Origin of the sequence: Brucella pituitosa (genome assembly GCF_003049685.1) — a bacterium.
In the GTDB taxonomy this organism is placed as follows: Bacteria; Pseudomonadota; Alphaproteobacteria; order Rhizobiales; family Rhizobiaceae; genus Brucella; species Brucella pituitosa.
Map to the genome: position 1 here is coordinate 696,137 of NZ_PYSY02000002.1, position 23,420 is coordinate 719,556.

The following is a 23,420-nucleotide window of genomic DNA, read 5'->3' on the forward strand; positions in this document are numbered from 1 at the left end:
AGAGCGATTCTGAGCTCAAATTGCGCGCGAGGTATCGCAGCATTCGGGAAAATCTGGACTTGTGTGGAAAACAAAATGGCGGAGGGGGTGGGATTCGAACCCACGGTACAGTCTCCCGCACGCCGGTTTTCAAGACCGGTGCCTTAAACCGCTCGGCCACCCCTCCGCATCTGAACGAAGCAGACTTGGACGTCTCTTTATCGTTATCAAATAGCAGCGTCAATCTGCCACTTGCTATCATCCGCTATTAAATGCCTGAAAGTCTTGCTCTCAGTGTTAACGAAGTCTAAACATGAGGATAATAGTCATAAAGAAAAGGGAACTCATGAGTCTGGAATCGGTCAAAGCTTTTTTCGCGGACAAAGCACCAGAAATAGAAGTGATCGAATTGCCCACCAGCACCGCGACAGTCGCTCTCGCTGCTGAAGCACATGGTGTGGAACCAGGGCAGATCGCTAAAACGCTGTCCTTCTCGGCGAAAGACCAAACCATCCTGATCGTTACGCGTGGAGACGCGCGAATTGATAATCGTAAATTTAAAGACCGTTTCGGCACTAAACCACGCATGCTGGATGCCGAAAGCGTGTTGAACGAAACAAGCCATCCTGTTGGTGGTGTTTGCCCATTCGGGTTGCCGAGTGCCCTGCCCGTCTATTGCGATTTATCGCTCAAAAGTTTTGAAGAAGTTGTGCCAGCCGCTGGTGCCACAAATAGTGCGGTGCGGATCACACCACAAAAAATAGCCGAACTTGTTTCTGCAGAATGGATTGATGTCTGCCAATGACAACAATCATTGTCCGAAATACCTGATCGCGACGACGTGATGATTGAAGCGCTTTTTTACTCTTTAAAGGTGATAAAGGGCTTCATATATTTTAAGAATAGTTCTAAAGTGGATTCGAGATGAATGCACTCGCTTGGCACATGCCCCTGCCGAAAACTCCGGCTTCGGATGGGACTGTGACGTAACAAAAGCAGAGTTTTCCTGTGGATAAGACCATCTGGAAGGCTTGAGAATGTGCTGAAAGGAATAATCAATGCGTCTTACTCGTCAGACGAATTATGCCATTCGCATGCTTATGTATTGTGCCGCCAATGACGGCAAACTGAGCCGCGTTCCCGAAATCGCCCGCGCTTATGGCGTGTCGGAGTTGTTTCTTTTCAAGATTTTGCAGCCTCTTGTTGAGCACAGTCTGGTTGAGACCGTGCGCGGACGAAATGGTGGTGTGCGTCTTGGGCGCGCAGCAAAAGACATCTCTTTGTTCGATGTCATACGCGTAACCGAAGAAAACTTCGCAATGGCAGAATGCTTCGAGAACGATGCTACTGAATGCCCGCTCGTCGATAGCTGCGGCCTGAATTCTGCGCTACGCGAAGCACTGAATGCCTTCTTCGGTGTTCTGATGAAGTACAGCATTGCGGATCTGGTTAAGGCGCGTCCAAATGTGCGTGCCCTGCTTGGTATCGATGAAGTTGAAGTAGAGCGCGTTGCCAGCTGATCGTTAGGTGCAACCGGAAAATACAAAAAGGCTGAGAACTGGATAAGTTCTCAGCCTTTTCTTATTGCTAGAGCATTTCCAGCAAAAGTGCGAAGCGGTTTTGTGTCGGATAATGCGAGAAAAACAAAGAGATAGAGCATTTCCAATGATTCAAGAAAAACAGGAAATGCTCTAGAGCTTTTTACAGTGCCGCAGCATAAGCTGATTGCGGCAGCACGAATGGAACACCCTGTGCTGGCGGCACTCCCACCCGCAACGAACATTCATAGACCCGTTCCAGCCGATCATCCGTCAGAGCATGTTGCGGCGTGCCGATAGTATCGAGCCTGCCTTTGTGCATGACCGCAATGCTGTCCGCGAACATGGCTGTCAGATTGAGATCGTGAAGGATCGCAATGACGCCGCCGCCTGCTGCTGCAAAATCGCGCGCAATTTCCATCACTGTGATCTGATGCTTGATATCAAGGCTCGAAATAGGTTCATCCAGAAACAGATAACGCGGCTTGCCGTCAACAACAGGCTTCCAGACCTGACACAACACGCGCGCAAGCTGTACGCGCTGCTGTTCACCACCGGAAAGCTCCTGATACAGCCTGCCACTGAAGCCCGCCAGATCGACTTTCTGCAACGCAAGATCAGGCAGCCTCTCCTGTTCAGCACCTGTTACACCGCTAAAGCCACCCGTCAGGCCAATATGCACGATCTCGCGGACGGTAAACGGGAATGACAAGGCACTTGCTTGTGGCAATACTGCACGCCGTGCCGCCATACGCCATGGCTTGATCCCTGAGAAATCTTCGCCATCGAGATAGGCCGAGCCGGTATAGGAAAGATCGCCCGAAAGCGCACGCAATAAGGTGGTTTTTCCAGAGCCGTTGGGACCGACGATCGCCGTCACTTCCCCCGGACGTGCAACAAAATCGATGTTCTCGATGATTTGTTTGCTGCCGATGGAAACGCATAGGTTTTTGGTTTCAATCATCTCGTGCCTCACAGATCAAGAACGCCGCGCTGACGCAGCAATATCCAGAGGAAAAATGGAGCGCCACAAACTGCCGTGATGATGCCAATTGGCAATTCCGCAGGGGCAACGATCGTACGGCTCACAGCATCTGCAAGCAGCAACATGATAGCACCGAGAAGTGCTGCCGAAGGCAACAGATAGCGATGATCCGGCCCGATGCTCAGACGGAGCATATGCGGCACCACAATACCGATAAAGCCAATACCACCAGATATGGCCACAGTTGCACCGGTTGCCGCCGCCACTGTAACAATTGCTACGTTTTTGATCCGCTGCACAGGTATGCCAAGGTGCCCGGCTGCGGCCTCACCCAAGGCTAACGCATTGAGACCGCGTGCCAAAAACGGCGTTGCAACCAAAACAACGGCGATGATCGGACCAGCGGTGCCAATCTTGCCCCATGTGGCCCCGGCCAACGAACCAAAGCCCCAGAAAGTCAGGTCACGCAACTGGCGGTCGTCGGAAATATAGACAAGCGCACCTGTTGCAGCACCTGTGAGTGCTCCAAGCGCGATACCAGCCAGAAGCATCGTCGCTACAGACGTGCGTCCGCGCCGGGTCGCCACGCGATAAAGAAGAAGCGTGGTGACAAGTCCGCCAAAAAATGCCGCGAGTGGCAAGGCATAAAGGCCGAGCAGAAGATAAAGTGGAGCGAGTGCTGTTCCACCCAGAACAATCATCGATACGGCACCGAGACTGGCACCAGCAGACACGCCAACAAGACCCGGATCAGCAAGAGGATTACGAAACAATCCCTGCATAACTGCTCCTGAAACCGCCAATGCAGCACCGACCAATATTCCCATGACGATACGCGGCAAGCGTATTTCCATGATGATCAGATGATCGCGACGGAATGCCTCAACGCTTTCCTGCGTGCCGAAAATGAGCGCACGCATAACGCTCAGAACAGAAGCGTCCGAAGCACCGGCCGTCAGGCTGAAGAGTGCTGTGAAGCAAAGGGCTACCGCAAGAATTATAATAGCCATACGGGCTCGCACGGAGCGATCTCCGGCATGCTTGCTGGTGACTTGATCACGCACGGCAAAGCCCCCGGGATTTGCCGCGCGATCTTGGCTGGTCATTTCGATATGTCCTCACTGCGGGTTTCCGCGAGTGCCTGTCCGTATTCTCCTCCGGCAGGCATATATTTTAGAGCGCGTTTCGATCTGATTGAATCAGATCGGCGCTCTAAATATTTGTTTTAACGCGCATCTTTGTCCGAAAACCGTTTCACACTTTTCGGGATGCGCTCTAATTTGCGGCCTGCTTGCCATAGAGCTTTTCTGACAACTCGCGACTGGCTGCACCCGTGCGTGGACCAAAGCCAAGGAGATAGAGCGAATCCATCTGCACGATATTTCCGCTGCGCCCTGCGGGGGAATTCGCAAGTGCCGGGTTCTTCAGAAGGTCATCTTTCTGAATACTGTCCTTGCCTATATCCATGGTGAGGATCAAATCCGGTGCTGCCTTTTCGACAGCTTCATCTGTCAGCTGCTTGTAGCCTTTATAAGAATCGATGGCGTTCACACCGCCTGCAAGCGTGATGATGCCATTAGCCCCCGTGCCGGTGCCAGACGCCATAATACGTCCTTCCTGCGCCGACATGATGAACAGCACACGCTTGCGCGGGTTCTGATTGGCAGAGATTTTCTGCGCGGCTTCCAGATCACGCGACACATCTGCTGCAAGGGCGTTGGCCTTGTCTTCTAGCCCAAGAGCTTTGCCAACCGCTTCAATCTTCTGAATCACGCTCTCAGCAGTGTGGTCGTCAGGAATAATAGCGATAGGAACAGAAGCTTTCTTAAGTACTTCCAGCGTTTCCGGGGGACCGCTTCCTTCCGATAATAGAATACCAGTCGGGTTGACTGAGAGAACGCCTTCCGGCGAAAGGCGGCGCATATAGCCCACGTCAACAAGCTTCCGGGCTTCTTCCGGATAAGTGCTGGTCTGATCGCGAGCCACCAGCCTATCGCCTGCACCAAGCGCATAGACGATTTCGGTCACAGCACCACCGACTGATACAAGTCGCGACGTATCAGTGATTTTTTCAACTGTATCGGCTTGTGCTACTCCGCCAAAGGCAAGCGAAGCAGCCAAAGCGGCACAACGCCCGATGCTCAATGAAATGATTGACATGTTCTGTTTCCCTAAAGCACGTCGCGGAAAATTCGGAACCGGCGCTCCGCTGAAGACGTGCATAAAAACTATGGTTCTGACTGCAGTCCGGAAATGAACGGCACTTCCGGACTGCACATCAGAACAAAGGCTTAGCTGCTATTTTTTCAAGCAGCGCTCGACTGCGGCAAGCGCGGGAGATTTTCAGCAATCATGCGCCAGTCAGCAAGTTCGACTTCACCTTCGTGACGCTCACCGAAGAACTGAATGATCAGCTCACCATTGGCGTCATAAGCTTCGAGCGATGTGACATGACCATCTTTCGTTGGCTTGCGAACGACCCAGGCGTCAGCAATGTGGTCGGCACGCAGATGCAGATGGAACGTCGGGTCAAGCACATTGAGCCATGGCCCCATCGTCTTGATTTCCGCAATCGTGCCAGTGTGGATCTGGATACAGCCACGACTACCGACAAAGCACATGATCGGGATCTGTTCCTGAACCACGTGGTTCATCATCGCTTCGACTGCTGAAAGATCAACGCGCCAGGCAAAGTCCTGTCCGGCAAGATGCACAGCCTGATGACGATCAACACCGAAATCTTTCAAGAGACCAACAAACTGGTGAACATCGGTGAGAGAGCCCCAGCGTTCGCGGAATGCATCGCCGTCAATAGTCGAAGCATCGGCTTTTACTGCCTTTGCAGCGATTGGCTTCGTTTCGATGGCTGGCGTCTGATCGTCGAGCAGTAATTCGGAAACGAGCTGCTCATAAGCTTCCAGATTGGATGCCGGACGAAGATGAATTTTGTGAACGGCTTCGCCCGATGCATCGAAAAACTGCAGGCTTCGGCGAACATGCTCACCATCAAGCTTTGCTACAGCAAAACCATGCACCCAATGCTTCGGGAATATGCGGAGATCGATTTCCTTACCGAGCGTAAGGGACGCGTGCGGACCCCAAATCGTCTTTTCAAAAGGACCGATCTTTTCATGCACAGCGCTTTCATTGCGCGTCAGCGCCATGACTTCGCCAAGCGAAGGCGCATGTTTAAGCAGGGTTTCCACATCTGCACGGATGCGGCGAGCAGAGATTGAGCTGTCAGCTTCTGCACCGGTGTAAGCCGCAATGAAATCGGCTTCCGATATCCCGAGACTTTGAGCGAAATCACGCTCGCGCATTTTCGGGTTATCTGCCCGTGCCTTGAGTATCTGCTCTGGGGAGGGCTTGGTCTGGGTCGTCATCTGTTGTTTGCCTATTTGTTCAGGATGAGCTTGCCTTGACGGGTGATCTTCAAGCGATAGAGAGAGCCGCCATGCTCTATCGCCACTTCACGGGAACCGTTGAAGAGTTCACGGCTGCCATAAGTCTGGAGCTGCGGCTCAAGCGGAGATTCAGAAGTGCGCGCTCTGATTTGTCCGTCCGCAGCAAGGCGGGACTGGATTTCGGGCATGCGGCTGGAGACGCGTTCCCGCGGCAACCGCACCTGCATGTCGATGTGAATACGCCTGTTCATTTTTCTGCCTCTGCGCCAGTTATGGAGCCGTCTTGTTAACTGACCGAATGTCGACCAAATCATTAGTTGACATCTAAAGTCATGTTTAATAATCACTGCCTTACTGGATTAAACGAGTCAAGTTTAATTCTTGTTTTTTCCAGAGCAAGCCCGAAGGTTTCTCCTTCCAGCCAGCGTTGAGACTCCCCTCGGGATGGGGAGATCATAACCTATTGAGAAACTTAAATTTCTCACCTCCGGCGGGGCGTGAGAATTTTGCTTTGTCCTTCAGGAGAAACTAGGCAATGCGGGCAATAAACGGGGAACAGAAGCGGTCATTTTTGGCGAGCACCGGTCTCGCAGTCGTAATTCTGGCAATGGCGTCGGGTGCATACGCGCAGGAGCAAACTGCAGCGACTGACAGCAACGGCGTTGAGCTGAAACCTATTGTTATCAAGAACACGCGCGGCACTAAGGGCTCGGTTTCCGATACACCTTTGGCAAACGTCACGACTGCTGACGAAATCCGCAAAAAGGACATTGAATCCGTCAAAGACCTGTCCAATACGCTGGAGCCTGGCCTTGCTGTAAACACGACAACTGGCAGCGTAAATATTCGTGGCCTTCAGGATGATCGCGTATTGACGACCATTGATGGCATTCCAATTCCTTATCTTGATGCGACTGTCCGTACAGATGTAAATGGCGGCGGAAGCGATGCATATGACATTTCCGCTCTCTCAACATTTGACGTCCTCTATGGCGCTGATGCCAGCCGTCTTGGTTCAGGGGCCATGGGCGGCGCCGTTGCACTGAAGACATTGGAACCTGAAGATCTGCTCGCTCCGGGCAAGGCATTTGGTGGTCTTGCTAAGCTTACCTATGATGGCTCCGACAAATCCTTCATCGGTTCTGCTGCTGTCGCTCAGAAAATTCAGAACACCTCAGTTCTGTTCCAGGGTTCTTATAAGCGTGGTCATGAAGTTCAGGGCACCGGAGACATCGGCGGATATGGCGCAGCCCGTACAGAAGCCGATCCGAAAGATTATGATCGCAGCAATCTTATGTTCAAGCTGCGGCAGGAGCTTGAAGGTGGCCACACCATCGGCATCACAGCTGAACGCAATCGTTATGATTCCGACACCAATCTGAATTCGGATGCAGGGACGACCTACGACAATCGCGATTACAATCAAAACCGCAAAAATGATCGTGACCGTGTATCGCTCGATTATCGTTATGAGAGCCAGGATGATGGCATTGTAAACAATGCATGGGCAACCGTTTACTGGCAGAAGATGACGCGATCTTATGGCACCGACACCATCCGTAAAGGTGCGCTCGCAGGTCCTTTTAGCCGCCACTACAAACTTGAAGATGAGCGTTACGGTGCAAGCGGTTATACCAATCTCGGCTTCGACACGGGAACACTTTCTCACTCGCTGACTGTTGGCGGTGATTTCAGCATCGGCAAAAGCACTCAGTCGTTTACAGGTGATGACGCATGTATTCGTGGTGTTCAAAGCCCGACCTGCGCATTCTTGCATATCAATCAGGCAGATACACCTGACGTCGACAACTATCGCTTTGGCCTCTTCGCTGAAGACCGTATCGAAATAGGCGAGACGCCTTTTGCCATCACTCCGGGTATGCGGTTCGACTGGTTTAAGTATGAGCCAGATTCGATAAGCGGTTATGCTAACAATTCGGACAGCCGCATTTCGCCAAAGATCCGCTTCTCGTGGCAGGCCACACCAGCTCTTGAACTCTTTGCGCAGGTATCTACGACTTACAAAGCTCCGGAAATTGATCAGCTTTATGTCACCTACCTGTCTGCTGGCTATGGCACAATCGGCAATCCTGACCTTAACCCTGAGAAGGGATACGGCATCGATGTCGGCGCAAATTTTGGCGATCAGAATTCAGGCGGTAAAATCACGGCATTCGTGAACCGCTACAGTGACTTCATCGATACCGTAACCACCCGCACAACCGAATTTCCAATGGGCCTGACCGAGTATCGTAATCTCGATAAGGCGCGGATTGCCGGTATCGAAGTAAAAGCGCACCATAACTTCGTGAACGGCTTCAATGTGCACGGCACGTTGGCTTACGCGAAGGCTATGAACCTGGATGATAATATCCCATTGGCATCATCACAGCCCTTCAAGGGCGTGTTCGGTGTGGGTTACAATGCTGAATCCTGGGGCCTTGACACCAGTGTTGTCGCAGCGGCCTATGTTAATCAGACTATTTCAACCCAAACAGGGACACAAACACGTCGTTTGCCCGGCTATGGTCTCGTCAATCTGACAGGTTGGTGGGAGCCAAAACAACTGAATGGCACGCGTCTTCAGGCTGGCGTCTACAACATATTCGACAAGACCTACTACAACGCTATGAATGTAAACAGCTTAGCTAACGTGACTGAACGTTACTCAGAAGCAGGCCGTTACTTCAAAGTATCGCTGACGCAGAAATTCTAAAAAAATTCGGGAGGCGACAGCCTCCCGAACATCAATCGTCGTGTCTACGAAGTCCACCCATCTCTGACCGCGGCTGTGGCCTTCATATCCCGAGATACGGCGCGGCGAGTGCGGGCCCTACCACCGCACTCGCCGGAAAACCGACAGGACACGGCAGAACATCTGTGCGATTGTTCTGGAGATTTTTTTGTAGCCAGTCCATCTTTGTAAAGAAAAGGATCAGCAATGTTCATCGCAATGAATCGCTTCAAGGTTCTCATCGGCAACGAAGCCGATTTCGAGACCGTTTGGAGAAACCGCGATTCCCAGCTCTCCGAGCTTCCCGGCTTTGAAAGCTTCAATCTGCTGCGCGGCGCAACCAATGAGGAAGAAGGCTATACGCTCTATTCTTCCCATACAGTCTGGCGCACTCGTGATGATTTCGTCTTCTGGACAAAATCTGAACAGTTCCGCAATGCCCACCGCAACGCTGGCAATAACAAGCCTCTCTATGCAGGCCCACCACAGTTCGAGGGATTCGAGGCCGTTGAAGGCGTTTGAGCCACTGTCACGCGGTGTTTTCCACATCGTGCGGCGAAATGGCGCATAAGTTTGAAGCAGGGCAAAAACTGCCCTGTTTTGCCCCATGTAAAAGTCTAATTAACGTTTAAAGATGGGTGCTTAACTCATATTTAGAATAATTCTAAGTTGTTGATTTTTAGAACGTTTCAAAAACATAAAATTTGACAGAACCACCCCACCCCAGCCATAACCTGACTTAAATTGGTGGGTTTTTAAAGACTTACCCAAGACTACCTTTGATGTTCGGGCCTTTAACCCCTGCGATTGGAGGAACCTTTGTTCGGTTCAACACGGCATTTTGCCAATATTGAAGTAAAAATCGGCGCGATAAGCGGCATTTTTAGCGATAACAATAGCAACGAACAAAGTGCGTCACTCCGCGTTGTGAATTTTATACAATCACATAGCATTGCAGATGCTGGAGTTTACTTTTCATGCTAGTCTGCAGCTGCAACGTTATTACCGAAAAAGATATTGAGATCGTCGTTACGCAGCTTCTTGACGAAGATTGCTGGCGATTAATCGTACCTGGCACCGTCTATAACGCCATGTCCAAGAGCGGTCGCTGCTGTGGCTGCTTCCCAAACGTCGTAGAAACGATCATAAGGGTGACTGAAGAATACCATCTTCGTCACAACCAAATGGACGAAAACGTGGTCCTGTTCATGGATCGTGTGCGTTCTCTACGAGACAAATTCGGGAGTTCATGGAATGAAAGGCGAACCAAAGGTCATCGAGCGGCTTAACGAGGCACTGTTTCTCGAGCTTGGTGCAGTAAACCAGTACTGGTTGCACTATCGTCTGCTCAACGACTGGGGTTTCACGCGTCTTGCAAAGAAAGAACGTGAAGAATCCATCGAAGAAATGCAGCATGCGGACAAGCTGATCGACCGCATCATCTTCCTTGAAGGCCATCCGAACCTGCAGACGCTTGCGCCACTGCGCATCGGACAGAACGTCAAGGAAGTTCTGGAATGCGATCTTAAAGGCGAATACGACGCTCGCGCATCCTACAAGAAGTCCCGCGAAATCTGCGATGAACTTGGTGACTATGTTTCCAAGCAGCTTTTTGACGAGCTTCTGGCGGATGAGGAAGGTCACATCGACTTCCTCGAAACCCAGCTCGATCTGCTCGCCAAGATTGGCGAAGAACGTTACGGCATGCTCAATGCAGCACCTGCCGATGCAGCCGAATAAGTTCGGCTGAGCGAACTTTTAAACCGGAGCTTTGCTCCGGTTTTTTTGTTTTGGCTTTCGTAAAGGTGTGCGAACACATAGGCTTGTTTTTTCAGAATCCAAGCCCGTGGAAGTTTATCATGACCGATACCACCATATCCATTCGCAAAGCCATTGACGCCGATCTTACGGCGATTGTAGCCATGCTGGCGGATGACGCGCTGGGGGCCACGCGCGAGGATAACAGCAGCCCGCTGAACCAATGCTACATTGACACGTTCAAAGCCATAGACAACGATCCCAACCAATTGCTTGCCGTGGTCGAGCGTGACGGGATAGTAGTCGGCTGCTTACAGCTCAGCTTCATTCCGGGATTATCGCGCAAAGGCATGTGGCGCGGGCAGATCGAGAGCGTGCGCATCACCAGTGATATACGTGGCGGTGGCATAGGCAGACAAATGATTGAATGGGCAATTGAGCAATGTCGCAAACGCAACTGTGGTTTGGTGCAGCTTACGACCGATAAATCTCGTGCCGACGCGATACGCTTCTACAAGTCTCTCGGCTTTGTTGACAGTCACGAAGGTATGAAATTGTCGCTTTAATAAGGGCAAATAGTCCGCTGATTAAAAACCAAAAAGGGCGCTTGAAGCGCCCTTTTCCTTTAAGCCTGTCATAGCTTATTGCGGCAGCTTGTCGTCAACGCCAGCAACGTAGAAGTTCAGACCAAGCAAGGTCTTGTCGTCAGCCTGTTCGCCTTCCTTGAGCCACTCGGAGCCGTCCTGCTTCTTGATCGGGCCAGTGAACGGCTTAAGTTCACCCGACTTGATCTTGGCTTCGGTTTCCTCGGCCATTTTCTTAACATCGTCCGGCATGTTGGTGTAAGGCGCCATCTTCACGAGGCCTTCCTTCATGCCCCACCAGATGTTCTGGGTCTTCCACGAACCGTCAAGCACAGCCTTGGCACGGTCGATATAATATGGACCCCAATCGTCAACAATCGCCGTCAGCTGGGTTTCAGGGCCGAACTTGATCATGTCCGAAGCCTGACCGAAAGCCTTGATGCCGCGCTCATGCGCAACCTGAATTGGTGCGGTCGAGTCCGTATGCTGGGTGAGAATGTCTACACCCTGATCGACGAGAGCCTTGGCAGCATCCGCTTCCTTGCCTGGATCAAACCACGAATTGACCCAGATGACCTTGACCTTGAAATCAGGGTTGATCGACTGTGCACCGAGCATGAATGCGTTGATGCCCTGTACAACTTCCGGCACTGGAACTGACGCGATATAGCCTGCGACGCCCTTGGTGGACAGCTTGGCTGCAATCTGGCCCTGTACATAGCGGCCTTCATAGAAGCGCGCATTGTAGGCCGCCATGTTATCTGCGGTCTTGTAGCCAGTTGCGTGCTCAAACTTCACATCCGGAAACTTGGCAGCGACTTTGAGAGTCGGGTCCATGTAACCGAAAGAGGTCGTGAAGATCAGCTTGTTGCCTGCACGCGCCAGACGCTCAATCGAACGTTCAGCATCCGCACCTTCCGGTACGTTTTCGAGAAAGGTCGTTTCGACCTTGTCGCCAAGAGCTTCGATCATCTCCTTGCGGGCAACGTCGTGCTGGTATGTCCAGCCGAAATCCCCTGGAGGTCCGATATAGATGAAGCCGATCTTCAGTTTGTCTTCTGCATGTGCCGCCCCACCAAGCATAAAGCTGGCCGCGGTGGCGATTGCCAACAGCGTCTTTTTCATGTTCCCTGCGCTCCTTTTTTCACCCTCAAAATAAAACGGCAGACTGTGGGAGCCAGACCGCCGTTCAAAACCATTATCTGTCTGGCACGAAAGATTTACCGAGCGACGCAGGTGTATTCATCATCGTCAAACGCCTGTTGCGCGAGATGATGACCAAAACCACAATGGTCGCGAGATAAGGCAAAGCCGACAAAAACTGCGATGGCAGGCCGAAACCAAGCGCCTGCGCGTGCAACTGACCGATTGTAACCGCACCAAACAGGTAAGCGCCAATCAGCACGCGCCACGGACGCCATGACGCGAATACAACAAGTGCAAGCGCGATCCAGCCACGCCCTGCCGACATGTTCTCGACCCATTGCGGCACATAAACGAGCGAAAGCTGCGCACCGGCAAGCCCTGCACAAGCACCACCAAACAACACAGCGAGATAACGGGTGCGCACCACATGCACGCCAAGCGCATGCGCCGAGCCATGGCTGTCACCAATGGCACGCAATTGCAGCCCCGCTCTGGTGCGGAACAGGAACCATGTCACGCCAATAACCAGCAGAATGGAGATATAGAAGATCGGGTCCTGCCCGAACAGGAAACGGCCAACATAAGGAATATCACTGAGATATGGAATGCTGATTGCCTCAAGCCGCACACCCGGCATACCGACAAAGCTCTCGCCGAGCATAGCCGAAGCACCGATGCCGAGAATGGTCAGCGCCAGCCCCGTCGCAACCTGATTGGTCACAAGCGTCAGTGTCAGGAATGCAAAAATGCCTGAAAAGAGACTACCAACAAAGATAGCGGCGATCATGCCAAGCCAGGCCGAGCCTGTATATTGTGCGGCGGCAAAGCCCGAAACCGCACCCATCAGCATCATGCCTTCGACGCCAAGGTTCAGCACACCAGAGCGTTCGACGACAAGTTCGCCAATCGCTGCAATCAGCAAAGGTGTTGCAGCAGTTGCAATGGTGAGAAGGATTGCCTGTGTCAGATCCATTAATCACACCTTTCCTGCTGTGCGGCCCGCTACAAAGCGGATGCGATAATGGATGAGTGTGTCGCAGGCGAGCACGAAGAACAGGATCATGCCCTGAAACACGCGGGCCGATTTTTCCGATATGCCGATGGCAACCTGTGCGGCCTCGCCGCCCAGATAAGACAGCGCAAGCACAAAACCTGCGGCTATGGCCCCGAGTGGATTAAGACGACCAAGAAAGGCAACGATGATCGCCGTAAAACCGTAACCGGGTGAAATGACTGGACGAAGCTGGCCAATGGCACCCGATGTTTCCGCAATACCGGCGAGACCCGCAAGCGCACCTGAAACAGCGAAGACAAAGAAGACCAGCTTGCCGGAACTGAAGCCAGCAAACCGCCCTGCCCTTGGGCTTTGCCCGATGACCTTGACCTCGAAACCCTTGAGCGTTTTGGCCAGAAGGAACCAGACAGCAACAGCGGCAATGATTGCAAAGATGAAGCCCCAATGGGCGCGACCCGATGCGCTCCAGATTTCCGGCAATACTGCACTCGGATTGAACTGGCGTGTTTCCGGGAAGTTATAGCCTTCAGGATTGCGCCATGGTCCACGCACCAGCCAGTCAAGGAACAGCTGCGCGACATAGACCAGCATAAGGCTCGTCAGAATTTCATTGGTGTTGAAACGAACCTTGAGCAGCGCCGGAATGGACGCATAGGCGGCACCACCTGCCATGCCCATCAGCATCATCAGCGGCAAAACGATCCAGAGCTGCAATTCAGGAAACATGACCGGTAAAATGGAGCCGGTTATTGCACCGATAATGAACTGACCTTCAGCTCCAATATTCCAGTTATTGGATAAGAAACAGACGCAGAGACCCACCGCAATCAGGATAAGCGGCGTCGCCTTGACCAGCAACTCATGCCACGACCACACATCAAGCAACGGCTCAACGAAAAAGACGTAAAGCGCCTGAAACGGGTCTTTGCCCATCAGTGCAAAAGCGAGGCCACCAAAGACCATCGTGAGCGCAAGCGCCAGCAAAGGTGAAACTGCACTGAAGATTTTTGAAGGCTGAGGCCGTTTGACAAGTTCTATCCGCATTATGCTGCCCCTGCCTGATCCGTGCCGGATACACCGCCCATGAGAAGGCCGATCTTTTCCAGCGTCACTTCGGCAATGGGCATAGGATCAGAAAGCGCACCATGGTTCATGACAGCAATACGGTCGCTGATTTCAAGCAGTTCATCGAGATCCTGACTAATGACGAGAACGGCAGAGCCGGAACGGGCCAGATCGAGCAGTGCCTGACGGATATGCGCCGCAGCGCCTGCATCCACGCCCCATGTCGGCTGGTTTACAACCATGACAGACGGAGAGCGATCGAGTTCACGGCCAATAATGAATTTCTGAAGATTCCCGCCAGACAATGCTGAAGCTGGCGGGTTTTCAGCGCTTTTGCGAACGTCCATCGTTTCAATAATGCGCTTTGCAGCCGAGCGCAGAGCGCTTTCCGCAATCAGCTTCAGTTTGCCACCGCGCAAAAACGCTTTCGCATCAGTCTTATAACGCGACAGGAAGAGATTATCCGTCAACGGCAGGGATGGCACGGCACCATGGCCAAGTCGTTCTTCGGGGACAAAGGCTGCGCCCATCAAACGTCTTTCGCTGATACCGAGCTTGCCTGCATCCTTGCCGCGAATGCGCACGGCAGACGCTGATGATTGAAGAAACTCACCGGAGACAGCTTCAAAAAACTCGCCTTGCCCGTTGCCCGCCACACCTGCAATACCAACAACTTCACCTGCCTTTACCGAAAGCGAGATATTGTTGAGAGCGGTCGAAAACGGGCCGCGCGGGGCCTGAGACAAATTTTTGATTTCAAACAGTAGCGTGGCCGCAGTTTCAGCCACATCAATCGGTCTGCGCGCTACGACTTTGATATCATTGCCAACCATCATGCGGGCGAGCGACGCCGCAGTTTGCTCTCGCGGATCGCAATGCGCGACCACCTTACCATGACGAAGCACGGTCGCGCGGTCACACAGCCGCTTCACCTCTTCAAGGCGATGGCTGATATAAAGGATCGACTTGCCTTCTGATTTCAGGCGCTCCAGCGTCTCAAATAAACGATCAGCTTCCTGTGGTGTCAGCACTGAAGTCGGCTCATCGAGAATGATCAGATCCGGCTCTTGCAGGAGACAACGCACAATCTCGATACGCTGACGCTCGCCCACCGAAAGATCGCCAACATGCGCCTGCGGATCAATCGGCAGGCCATAGGCTTTTCCGATCTCGCGGGCACGCTTCGCCACTTCAGGGAGCGGCAGTGAACCATCAAGAGACAGGGCAATATTCTCGGCCGCAGTCAGCGAGTCAAACAGGGAGAAATGCTGGAAAACCATACCGATGCCCAGCTTCCTTGCTGTACCGGGCTGGGTAATGGTGACGCGTTCACCCTTCCAGACGATTTCGCCTTCCAGCGGCTGCAACGCGCCGAATAGCATTTTAACGAAGGTGGATTTCCCAGCACCATTTTCGCCCAGAAGCGCGTGGATTTCCCCCTCTGCAATGACGAGATCTACCGCGTCGCAGGCTCTGAGTTGACCAAATACTTTGGTGAGCCGGCGGACATCCAAAAGAGGCCGGTCGGATAAAGGCGCTGACATTGTTCCCCGAATTTATTTTTTTAAGACCTTATCCAGCAAGATCGCAATTGAAAAGCCAAAAAGAAATCGGCGGAGGACATATGCACACCGCCGATATTTCCAAGGCACAATTTCATACCCACTATGGGAGCAGGATACTCGCCCCCGTCGTCTTGCGTGCTTCCAGATCTTCATGCGCTTTGCGCACATCTTTGAGCGCATAAGACTGCTTGATCTCAATCTTGACTGCACCGCTTGCCACAACGTCAAAGAGATCGTTTGCGGTTCTCTCCAGATCGGGGCGCTTCGCCACGTAGTTGAACAATGTAGGGCGGGTCGCAAAAAGCGATCCCTTCTGCGCAAGAATGTTCAGATCAAATGGCGGGATTGTTCCGGAAGACTGGCCGAAGCACGCAAACATGCCAAGCGGCTTCAACACATCGAGCGAACCCATATAGGTGTCGCGACCAACCGAGTCATAGACAACATCCACGCCTTCGCCGGCGGTCAGTTCCTTGACACGCTCGACAAAATTTTCCGTGCGATAGTTGATGACATGGTCATAGCCATGCGCCCTGGCTAGCGCGATCTTGTCTTCTGAACCCGCCGTTCCGATGACGGTTGCACCAAGATGCTTGGCCCATTGACCTGCGATAAGGCCAACGCCGCCTGCAGCCGCGTGAAAGAGGATCGTGTGGCCGGGTTTAACAACAAAGGTCTGACGCAGCAGATATTGCGCCGTCATCCCCTTGAGCATCATCGCAGCAGCCGATTTCAGCTCAATCGTTTCCGGCACTATCAATAGACGACTAGCAGGCAGGATACGTTCATCGGCATAAGAACCCGGTGTCGCAGCATAGGCGACACGATCACCAAGCTTGATGTCATCGACGCCAGAACCAACAGCAACGACAATGCCTGCGCCTTCATTGCCGGGAATGAACGGCATCTGTGCCGCCTTGTATAGCCCGGTGCGGAAATAGACATCGATGAAGTTCAGGCCAATTGCCTCGTGGCGCACCTTCACCTCACCCGGACCTGGATCACCAATTTCAATCTGTTCATATTGCAGAACGTCAGGACCACCCGTCTGATGGACACGAATTGCATTGATCATGATGCTTCTCCAGTCGTTGTGTTCTTGGCACTCGCAGCTTCAGCGGCAATCACCGCAGCCGTCCGACCAAGATTGGGGAAGAATTGCATGATGGCACCGATGAAGTAGATATAAAGCCCTGTCACAGTGATACCGACACGCACCCAGAGCGGTGCATCCAGCGTGTAATACAGGCCTGCCGCACCGAAAGCGCACCACAGTAGGAAGACAGTCAGGTTCAATGGACGCAGACGCACCACGCGCACAGGATGCAGGAAACTGATCGGCAGGAAAGAGAGGATCGCTGAAGCAACGACGATGGCGAAAGCTTCCCACTCGCCGGGTCTGACGATAAAGAGCGTGAACACCACCATGTTCCAGACAACCGGGAACCCCTTAAAGAAATTCTCTTTCGTCTTCATTCCCGTGTCAGCGTAGTAAATAGCGCTCGAAACCACGATGATTGCGCCAGATATAAAGGACAGGTTTGTCCCCATAAAACCGCTTTGATAAAGCGCGAAGGCCGGTATCAGAACGTAGGTCACATAGTCGATGATATTGTCGAGCAATTCGCCGGACCAGTTGGGCAGCACATATTTGACTTCGAGCTTGCGCGCGATTGGGCCATCGATACCATCGACGAACAGAGCCAGACCCAACCACCACCACATTGCGGTGTAGCGGCCATCACTCGCCGCAACGATCGACAGAAACGCAAGAAACGAGCCTGATGCCGTGAGAAGATGAACAGAAAATGCCTTTGCCTGCGGCGCTGTCACTTTCTTGGCTTTGAGTTTTCCGGTCAGTCTGGTTTTCACGCCGTTCGCCATTTCTCTTGAAGGCTGCCCTCAATCTTCCAGCGTTCATTCTGCCGGGTGCGGGTCAGCCAATATAACTCTGAGGCTCTGAGCCAAAAAGTCGTGATCTTGCATAAAGCTTTCCCCGAATAAGGCGAAAAGAGCAAGTAAGTCATGAGACAAAACCGCCCTCATTCCACCAAAGATTAGGTTTTAATTAACGCGACATTGGCCTTTTCGGCCTATTTGCGTTTAAGTGCGGCTGAACCAGAACGAATAAGAATCGCTTTCGGCCAGCATTTTGGCGAAGGATAGAATACGATGAATGACGTGGTTGTCGATAAGCCCCTCACCGAGATCGTCATCAGTGGCGGTGGACCAGCCGGGATGATGGCAGCACTTGCGTTGAGTGCAAAAGGCTATCGGACAGCGTTGCTAGGCCCTGAAACCGACAAAAGCGACCGTCGCACGACCGCACTCATGATGCCTGCAATTCGCTTTCTCGAAGAGATTGGCGTTTGGGGCGACATTGCTCCGGAAGCAGCTCCTCTCGCCTCGATGCGCATTGTTGACGCAACCCGTCGTCTCATCCGCAGCCCGGCGGTTACATTTCGCGCTGGCGAGATTGATGAAGTGGCTTTCGGCTACAACATTCCAAATGCGGCACTCAATCAGAAACTTGCGGAAGCGGTTGAGAAGAACAGCGCGATTGAGCGCATCACGCTTCCGGCCATCGAATATCGTAACAACGACGATCACGTAACGATCACGCTCAAAGGCGGCGATACGCTCCACACCCGCCTTGTTGTTGCTGCCGATGGCCGCAACTCAGCCGCACGCGAAGCCGCAGGCATTCGCACGCGCCGCTGGAGCTATCCGCAGACAGCTGTTGTGCTGTCGTTCAGCCATACGGTCGATCATGAAAATATCTCGACCGAGTTTCATACCGAAGAAGGGCCGTTCACACAGGTTCCGCTCAAGGGCAAGCGTTCCAGCCTTGTCTGGGTGGTTAATCCTGGACGTGCAGAAACGCTGCTCGCACTTGATGATGAAACGCTTGGTCAGCGCATTGAAGAAATGATGCAGTCCATGCTCGGTAAGGTCACTCTGGACATCCGTCCACAGGCATGGCCTCTGTCTGGTCTGGTTCCGCATGCTTTTGCCGCCAAGCGTACGGTGCTGATAGGCGAAGCTGCTCACGTGTTTCCCCCAATCGGCGCGCAGGGCCTTAATCTCGGGACGCGCGATGTGGAAACGCTTGTGAAGGCCATTACAAGTGATCCATCGGATCCCGGTTCGGATCGTGTCACGCGCGCTTATGATCGCGGCCGCCGCCCAGATATTCTGGCGCGCACAGGATCTGTTGATGCATTGAACCGGTCGCTACTGTCACCAATGCTGCCAGCACAGATTGCGCGCGGCGTGGGCCTCGAAATGCTGCGTTCATTCGCACCGCTCAGAGCATTCTTCATGCGCGAGGGTTTGCGTCCCGGCAGTGGTTTTTCGCAGTTTATGCCCAAGCTTCCAAGCTTGGCCGAACGCGGGAAAACGTCACCAAAGCAATAAAGCGCTCCAATAATCGACCCTGAAACCTCCCGCAGCTTTATTTCGGCGCGCGGTGAACTACATATGTCTTATGAGTATGGCACAGATAAAACACGCTAAGTTTCAGATCGGACAGGTGGTCAAGCATCGACTGTTTCCCTTCCGCGGGATCATTTTCGACGTCGATCCGGAATTCGCCAATACGGAAGAATGGTATGAATCCATTCCCGAAGAAGGGCGTCCGCGTCGCGATCAGCCATTCTACCATTTGCTGGCTGAGAATTCAGAGTCGGAATATGTGGCCTATGTTTCGGAACAGAACCTTGTTCCTGATCTCAGCGATGAACCGCTTCGCCATCCACAGCTCAACGACATGTTTGAGCGCCTGGAAAACGGATCATATCGTGTAAAACTGCACGCAAACTGAGCTTTATACCAAGGCGGCTCAAGATGCCAACGCATCACGCCTTGATAAAGTTCAATTGCCACTCAGGCTTAACCAAAGTCCAATGAGTTTCACTCAATGAACTTTGGTATTACGGGTTCTTTCATTGAATAGTGCAACAAAAAAGGGCGCTTTGAAGCGCCCTTTTAAATTCCTTGCATCAGAACAGCTTAGTTAGCTGCACCCTTTGCCTTGGCCTGTTCAGCCTTCATCTTTTCTTCAAATTCCTTCTGGCGCTTTGCAACAGCGTCCTGAAGTTCTTTCTGACGTTCTTCAAGTTCAGACTGCTTCAGGCCCGGGCCCGTAAGAGCTGCCGAGAAGCCGGTCAGTGCAACTGGAATCGGGTTCTGCTTGTTCTGGTAGTTGACCGAAGTCAGAGTTACCTTGCTGCCCTTCTTGAGAGCATTGATCAGATCGTCGGAAAGCGGAGCTTCCGCAATGCAGCGATCCGGGAAGCAGATGCCGTATTCAAGCTTGGTTGGCTTGTTGTTGTCGATCTGCAAACCGACGCCAGCAGGGATCAAACGGCCAATCGGTACGGTGACCTGAAAAATCTTACGATTGATCTTGCCCTTGATTTCGATGAGGTTGACAGCGGTCAGCAGCTGGCCGGAGTCAGCAGTGATAATGTTCTGCGTGTTGCAGATGTCGTTATCTTCCTGCTTCGAGCAAACCTTGAACCAGCCCTGTGGCGGCTGCTGCTGTGCGGCTGCAGGCATCGTCGCAGAAGCAAGCAGGGCGAACGCGCCAGCAAATGCAGATGCGGCAGCGATTGTCTTCGTGCTGGTCATGATCAACAGTTTCCTTCCAAGGCTTTGATCTTCCGGTCTCTGGTTTGAGTCAGCGATAGACCGTCACTGATTTGAAAATGCGGCAACAGCGTGACCTCCGGGACTTATCATCCCAATCCGAGGGCCGTGTTACAACGACTTCAGCTATGAATCCAGATGGTCGACCACATTCAGACAGCAAAATACGCCATATTTTTTGTTTTAATCTGCACTGTCACGCGCCAGACACGCTCTTAATCCGCACAAATGCAAGGTTCATGCTAATTTCGCCACACGAATCGATACTAAACTCACACTTATTTACAATGGACCTATCAAGTTGAACGGGGACGCGAGAAAGTTGACTGGATTGTTTGCTCTTTTCCGCAACACAGCTTTAGCAAGCCTGATTGGCATCTTTGCGAGCATTGCTTCAGCACAAGCGGAAAACAACGCTTCGCCCAATTATGCGCTTTCAATGCATGGCGACGTGGCCCTGCCCGCTGATTTTACGCATTTTCCTTATGCGAACCCGGATGCGCCCAAAGGTGGCGCGCTTAAAATGGGTGTGGTCGGGACATTTGATAGTCTCAATCCATTCGTGCTCAAAAGTATGCGCACGACCGCCCGCGGCCTGTTCGGCGATCTCGACTTTGGCAATCTTCTCTATGAAACGCTCATGCAGCGTTCACGCGACGAGCCGTTTACCCTTTATGGGCTGCTTGCTGAAAAAGTTGCAGTCGATCCGGAACGAAAATGGGTCGAATTTACGCTTAACCCGAAAGCCAAATGGTCCGACGGTGAGCCTGTCACCGTGGATGATGTCATTTTCACCTACGACATTCTGACCGAGAAAGGTCGTCCACCATACAACAATCGTATGAGCCGGATTGAAAAGATCGAGAAGACCGGTGAACGTTCGGTGCGCTTTGTCTTCAATGACAAGTCAGACCGCGAATTCCCGCTGCTGATTGCTGCAACCATGCCGGTTCTTCCCAAGCATGCAATCGATCCTGCGACTTTCGGCAATTCGACGCTTAAAGCGCCGGTCGGCAGCGGTCCTTACATTGTATCTGGCGTACAACCAGGCCAGCGCATCGTTTATAAACTGAATCCTGACTATTGGGGCAAGGACCTACCCGTTCGACGCGGTTTCGATAATTTTGAAACCCTGAGCATCGAATATTATCGCAACGAAACGGCCTTGTTTGAGTCCTTCAAGAAAGGACTGCTCGATGTGTTTCTTGAAGGCAACCCGACACGCTGGGAGAAGTTCTATGATTTCCCGGCTGTGACACAGGGAAAGGTCATCAAAGAGAACTTCGAGAAAGGTACACCGGCAAACATGCTGGGCTTTGTCTTCAACACGCGTCGTCCGGTTTTCGAAGATCGCCGCGTGAGACAGGCGCTGGGACTGTTGTTTGATTTCGAATGGGCCAATCGCAATCTCTTTGCTGATCAGTACAACCGCCTGCAAAGCTTCTGGGAAGGCTCAGAGCTGTCATCCGTTGGCAAGCCTGCAAGCGCGCGCGAACGCGAGTTGCTACAACCGTTCCCCGATGCCGTTCGAAAGGACGTTCTGGATGGAACGTGGCATCCGTCGACCACAGATGGGAGTGGTCATGATCGCGGACCGGCAAAGGCAGCCTACGAGCTTTTGATTGAGGCGGGTTTCTCTTTCGAGCACGGCAAAGCGATAGATCCATCCGGCAAGCCTTTGCAGTTTGAGATCATGACACGCTCGCCAGACGAGGAAAAAGTAGCACTTGCCTATAAGCGTAATCTTGGACGCCTTGGTATCGATGCCGAAATTCGCAGTGCCGACGATGCACAATATCAGCAACGCCTGCAGACCTTTGACTATGACATGATCCTCGGCGCCTTGACCGGCTCACTATCACCGGGCAACGAACAATGGCAGCGCTGGGGCTCAGCATCGCGCGAAGCTCAGGGTAGCTTCAATTATCCCGGCGTTGCCGATCCGGCGGTGGATGCCATGATCGAAGCAATGCTTGCCGCACGCAAACGTGAGGATTTCGTCAGCGCCGTTCGCGCGCTCGACCGCATTCTCATATCCGGAGACTACTATATCCCGCTCTATTATCTGCCTTATCAGTGGGTAGCGCGCTGGGATCGGATCGGACATCCGGCGAAAACATCGCTGTATGGCTATCAGCTTCCCACATGGTGGCAGGTCGCCCAATAGCGTCAGTTGATAAGGCCGTAATTCACCCTACATTTTGGAATTATAAAGATAAGCGAGCAGGAGAATACGTCTCCTGCTCGTCGAACGGAGCACCTTTATGACCGCAAGAAAAATCACCATCGATGTTGTTTCAGATGTCGTCTGCCCATGGTGCTTCCTTGGCCGCAAAAGGCTGGAACAGGCCCTTGCACTAGCGCCCGACGTCGATGCCGAGGTCCGCTGGCGCCCTTATCAGCTGGACCCGTCTTTGCCTGCGCAGGGCAAAGATCGTCAGGCCTATATGCGCGAAAAATTCGGCACTGGCTCGAAGATTGACGACATTCACAAGCAACTCACTGAGCTTGGCGAAGAGAACGACATCGTCTTCGATTTCGAGGCTATCACGCGGGCACCGAACACGCTTGATGCACATCGTCTGATCCATTGGGCTGCGCAAGCTGGTCCGGGAAAGCAGGATAAGCTCGTTGGCACACTGTTCTCACTCTATTTCGAGCAGGGACAGGACATCGGTGACCATGACGTGCTCGTTGATGCCGCAGCAAGCATCGGCATGGAAGCGCCAGTCGTCGCCCGGCTTCTGCAAACGGATGCCGATAAGGCCACGATCCGTGAGGAAATTGACACCGCCAATCGCATCGGCGTGCGCGGCGTTCCCTGTTTCATTATCGATCAGAAATATGCAGTCATGGGTGCGCAGTCTGCGGCTGTTCTGGCTGATGCCATTCAGCAGACTGCGGAAGGCTTTGAACCAGGAATTTCTGAAGATCGCTGAAAACAGAGCTATACAATAAAAAGCCCGCGCTCCATCCGGATGCGCGGGCTTTTGGCTT

23 protein-coding genes and 1 tRNA gene are annotated in these 23,420 nt (G+C 52.6%); 11 read left to right on the plus strand and 13 right to left on the minus strand.

The genetic code is table 11. The annotated features are described in order from the left end of the window. Positions 1-76: 76 nt before the first annotated feature. Positions 77-166: transfer RNA gene (locus C9380_RS15520), tRNA-Ser, on the minus strand. Positions 167-325: 159 nt separating this feature from the next. Here C9380_RS15520 and C9380_RS15525 point away from each other — a divergent pair. Together C9380_RS15525 and rirA are read left to right on the plus strand one after the other, a co-directional pair. Further along, positions 326-784 (plus strand): YbaK/EbsC family protein, encoded by a 459-nt coding sequence (locus tag C9380_RS15525; protein ID WP_036568663.1) that lies wholly within the window; start codon positions 326-328, stop codon positions 782-784. A 253-nt stretch (positions 785-1,037) separates the two neighbouring features. Beyond that, a complete protein-coding gene (gene rirA / locus C9380_RS15530; RefSeq protein WP_024900279.1) occupies positions 1,038-1,499 on the plus strand; it encodes an iron-responsive transcriptional regulator RirA in 462 nt (153 codons plus the stop codon). 181 nt (positions 1,500-1,680) lie between these two features. Here the strand turns inward: rirA and C9380_RS15535 are convergent, their stop codons facing one another. The 5 genes from C9380_RS15535 to hemP form a co-directional block, all read right to left on the minus strand. Further along, entirely contained in the window at positions 1,681-2,481 is an 801-nt protein-coding gene (locus tag C9380_RS15535; protein WP_100557123.1) for a heme ABC transporter ATP-binding protein, read from the minus strand. Between the two features lie 8 nt (positions 2,482-2,489). Next, positions 2,490-3,608, minus strand: a complete 1,119-nt coding sequence (locus C9380_RS15540; RefSeq protein WP_128093954.1) for a FecCD family ABC transporter permease — start codon at positions 3,606-3,608, stop codon at positions 2,490-2,492. Positions 3,609-3,777: 169 nt separating this feature from the next. Continuing rightward, positions 3,778-4,662 (minus strand): heme/hemin ABC transporter substrate-binding protein, encoded by an 885-nt coding sequence (locus C9380_RS15545; RefSeq protein WP_128093955.1) that lies wholly within the window; start codon positions 4,660-4,662, stop codon positions 3,778-3,780. Positions 4,663-4,808: 146 nt separating this feature from the next. After that, positions 4,809-5,885 carry a hemin-degrading factor gene (locus C9380_RS15550; RefSeq protein ID WP_100557125.1) on the minus strand — a complete coding sequence of 359 codons (1,077 nt, stop codon included), beginning with the start codon at positions 5,883-5,885 and terminating at the stop codon, positions 4,809-4,811. Positions 5,886-5,896: 11 nt separating this feature from the next. Beyond that, the gene (gene hemP, locus C9380_RS15555) at positions 5,897-6,157 is read right to left on the minus strand and encodes a hemin uptake protein HemP (RefSeq protein ID WP_128093956.1); all 261 of its coding nucleotides are present in this window, start codon (positions 6,155-6,157) and stop codon (positions 5,897-5,899) included. A gap of 284 nt (positions 6,158-6,441) precedes the next feature. Here hemP and C9380_RS15560 point away from each other — a divergent pair, with 284 nt between their 5' ends. From C9380_RS15560 to C9380_RS15580, 5 genes are all read left to right on the plus strand, one after another. Further along, a complete protein-coding gene (locus C9380_RS15560; protein ID WP_111786429.1) occupies positions 6,442-8,622 on the plus strand; it encodes a TonB-dependent hemoglobin/transferrin/lactoferrin family receptor in 2,181 nt (726 codons plus the stop codon). A gap of 225 nt (positions 8,623-8,847) precedes the next feature. Continuing rightward, positions 8,848-9,162, plus strand: a complete 315-nt coding sequence (gene hmuQ / locus C9380_RS15565) for a heme-degrading protein HmuQ (RefSeq protein ID WP_024900272.1) — start codon at positions 8,848-8,850, stop codon at positions 9,160-9,162. A 455-nt stretch (positions 9,163-9,617) separates the two neighbouring features. After that, the gene (locus tag C9380_RS15570; protein ID WP_084486986.1) at positions 9,618-9,929 is read left to right on the plus strand and encodes a (2Fe-2S)-binding protein; all 312 of its coding nucleotides are present in this window, start codon (positions 9,618-9,620) and stop codon (positions 9,927-9,929) included. Continuing rightward, positions 9,895-10,380 (plus strand): bacterioferritin, encoded by a 486-nt coding sequence (gene bfr / locus C9380_RS15575; protein WP_024900271.1) that lies wholly within the window; start codon positions 9,895-9,897, stop codon positions 10,378-10,380. The genes C9380_RS15570 and bfr overlap by 35 nt, the downstream gene beginning before the upstream one ends. Before the next feature lie 119 nt (positions 10,381-10,499). Beyond that, a complete protein-coding gene (locus C9380_RS15580; protein WP_128093957.1) occupies positions 10,500-10,964 on the plus strand; it encodes a GNAT family N-acetyltransferase in 465 nt (154 codons plus the stop codon). A 75-nt stretch (positions 10,965-11,039) separates the two neighbouring features. Here C9380_RS15580 and C9380_RS15585 read toward each other — a convergent pair whose 3' ends face one another. The 6 genes from C9380_RS15585 to pcsA form a co-directional block, all read right to left on the minus strand. Continuing rightward, entirely contained in the window at positions 11,040-12,107 is a 1,068-nt protein-coding gene (locus C9380_RS15585; RefSeq protein WP_128093958.1) for a BMP family ABC transporter substrate-binding protein, read from the minus strand. Between the two features lie 73 nt (positions 12,108-12,180). Next, entirely contained in the window at positions 12,181-13,101 is a 921-nt protein-coding gene (locus C9380_RS15590; RefSeq protein WP_100557128.1) for an ABC transporter permease, read from the minus strand. Positions 13,102-13,104: 3 nt separating this feature from the next. Then, entirely contained in the window at positions 13,105-14,187 is a 1,083-nt protein-coding gene (locus C9380_RS15595; RefSeq protein WP_128093959.1) for an ABC transporter permease, read from the minus strand. Then, a complete protein-coding gene (locus C9380_RS15600) occupies positions 14,187-15,752 on the minus strand; it encodes an ABC transporter ATP-binding protein (RefSeq protein WP_128093960.1) in 1,566 nt (521 codons plus the stop codon). The genes C9380_RS15595 and C9380_RS15600 overlap by 1 nt, the downstream gene beginning before the upstream one ends. A 121-nt stretch (positions 15,753-15,873) precedes the next feature. Beyond that, entirely contained in the window at positions 15,874-16,848 is a 975-nt protein-coding gene (locus C9380_RS15605; RefSeq protein ID WP_100557131.1) for a quinone oxidoreductase family protein, read from the minus strand. After that, positions 16,845-17,657 carry a phosphatidylcholine synthase gene (gene pcsA / locus C9380_RS15610; protein WP_111786425.1) on the minus strand — a complete coding sequence of 271 codons (813 nt, stop codon included), beginning with the start codon at positions 17,655-17,657 and terminating at the stop codon, positions 16,845-16,847. The genes C9380_RS15605 and pcsA overlap by 4 nt, the downstream gene beginning before the upstream one ends. A gap of 288 nt (positions 17,658-17,945) precedes the next feature. Here pcsA and C9380_RS15615 point away from each other — a divergent pair, with 288 nt between their 5' ends. Then, a complete protein-coding gene (locus C9380_RS15615; RefSeq protein WP_128093961.1) occupies positions 17,946-19,190 on the plus strand; it encodes a UbiH/UbiF family hydroxylase in 1,245 nt (414 codons plus the stop codon). 70 nt (positions 19,191-19,260) lie between these two features. Then, positions 19,261-19,596 carry a heat shock protein HspQ gene (gene hspQ / locus C9380_RS15620; protein ID WP_024900262.1) on the plus strand — a complete coding sequence of 112 codons (336 nt, stop codon included), beginning with the start codon at positions 19,261-19,263 and terminating at the stop codon, positions 19,594-19,596. Positions 19,597-19,784: 188 nt separating this feature from the next. Here the strand turns inward: hspQ and C9380_RS15625 are convergent, their stop codons facing one another. Further along, positions 19,785-20,405: an invasion associated locus B family protein gene (locus C9380_RS15625; RefSeq protein ID WP_024900261.1), complete on the minus strand. Its 621-nt coding sequence runs from the start codon at positions 20,403-20,405 to the stop codon at positions 19,785-19,787. A gap of 457 nt (positions 20,406-20,862) precedes the next feature. Between C9380_RS15625 and C9380_RS15630 the strand changes: the two genes are divergently transcribed. Beyond that, on the plus strand, positions 20,863-22,590 hold the full coding sequence (locus C9380_RS15630; RefSeq protein ID WP_084486995.1) for an extracellular solute-binding protein: 1,728 nt from the start codon (positions 20,863-20,865) through the stop codon (positions 22,588-22,590). A 97-nt stretch (positions 22,591-22,687) separates the two neighbouring features. Next, positions 22,688-23,362: a DsbA family oxidoreductase gene (locus tag C9380_RS15635; RefSeq protein ID WP_024900259.1), complete on the plus strand. Its 675-nt coding sequence runs from the start codon at positions 22,688-22,690 to the stop codon at positions 23,360-23,362. Positions 23,363-23,420: the final 58 nt, after the last annotated feature.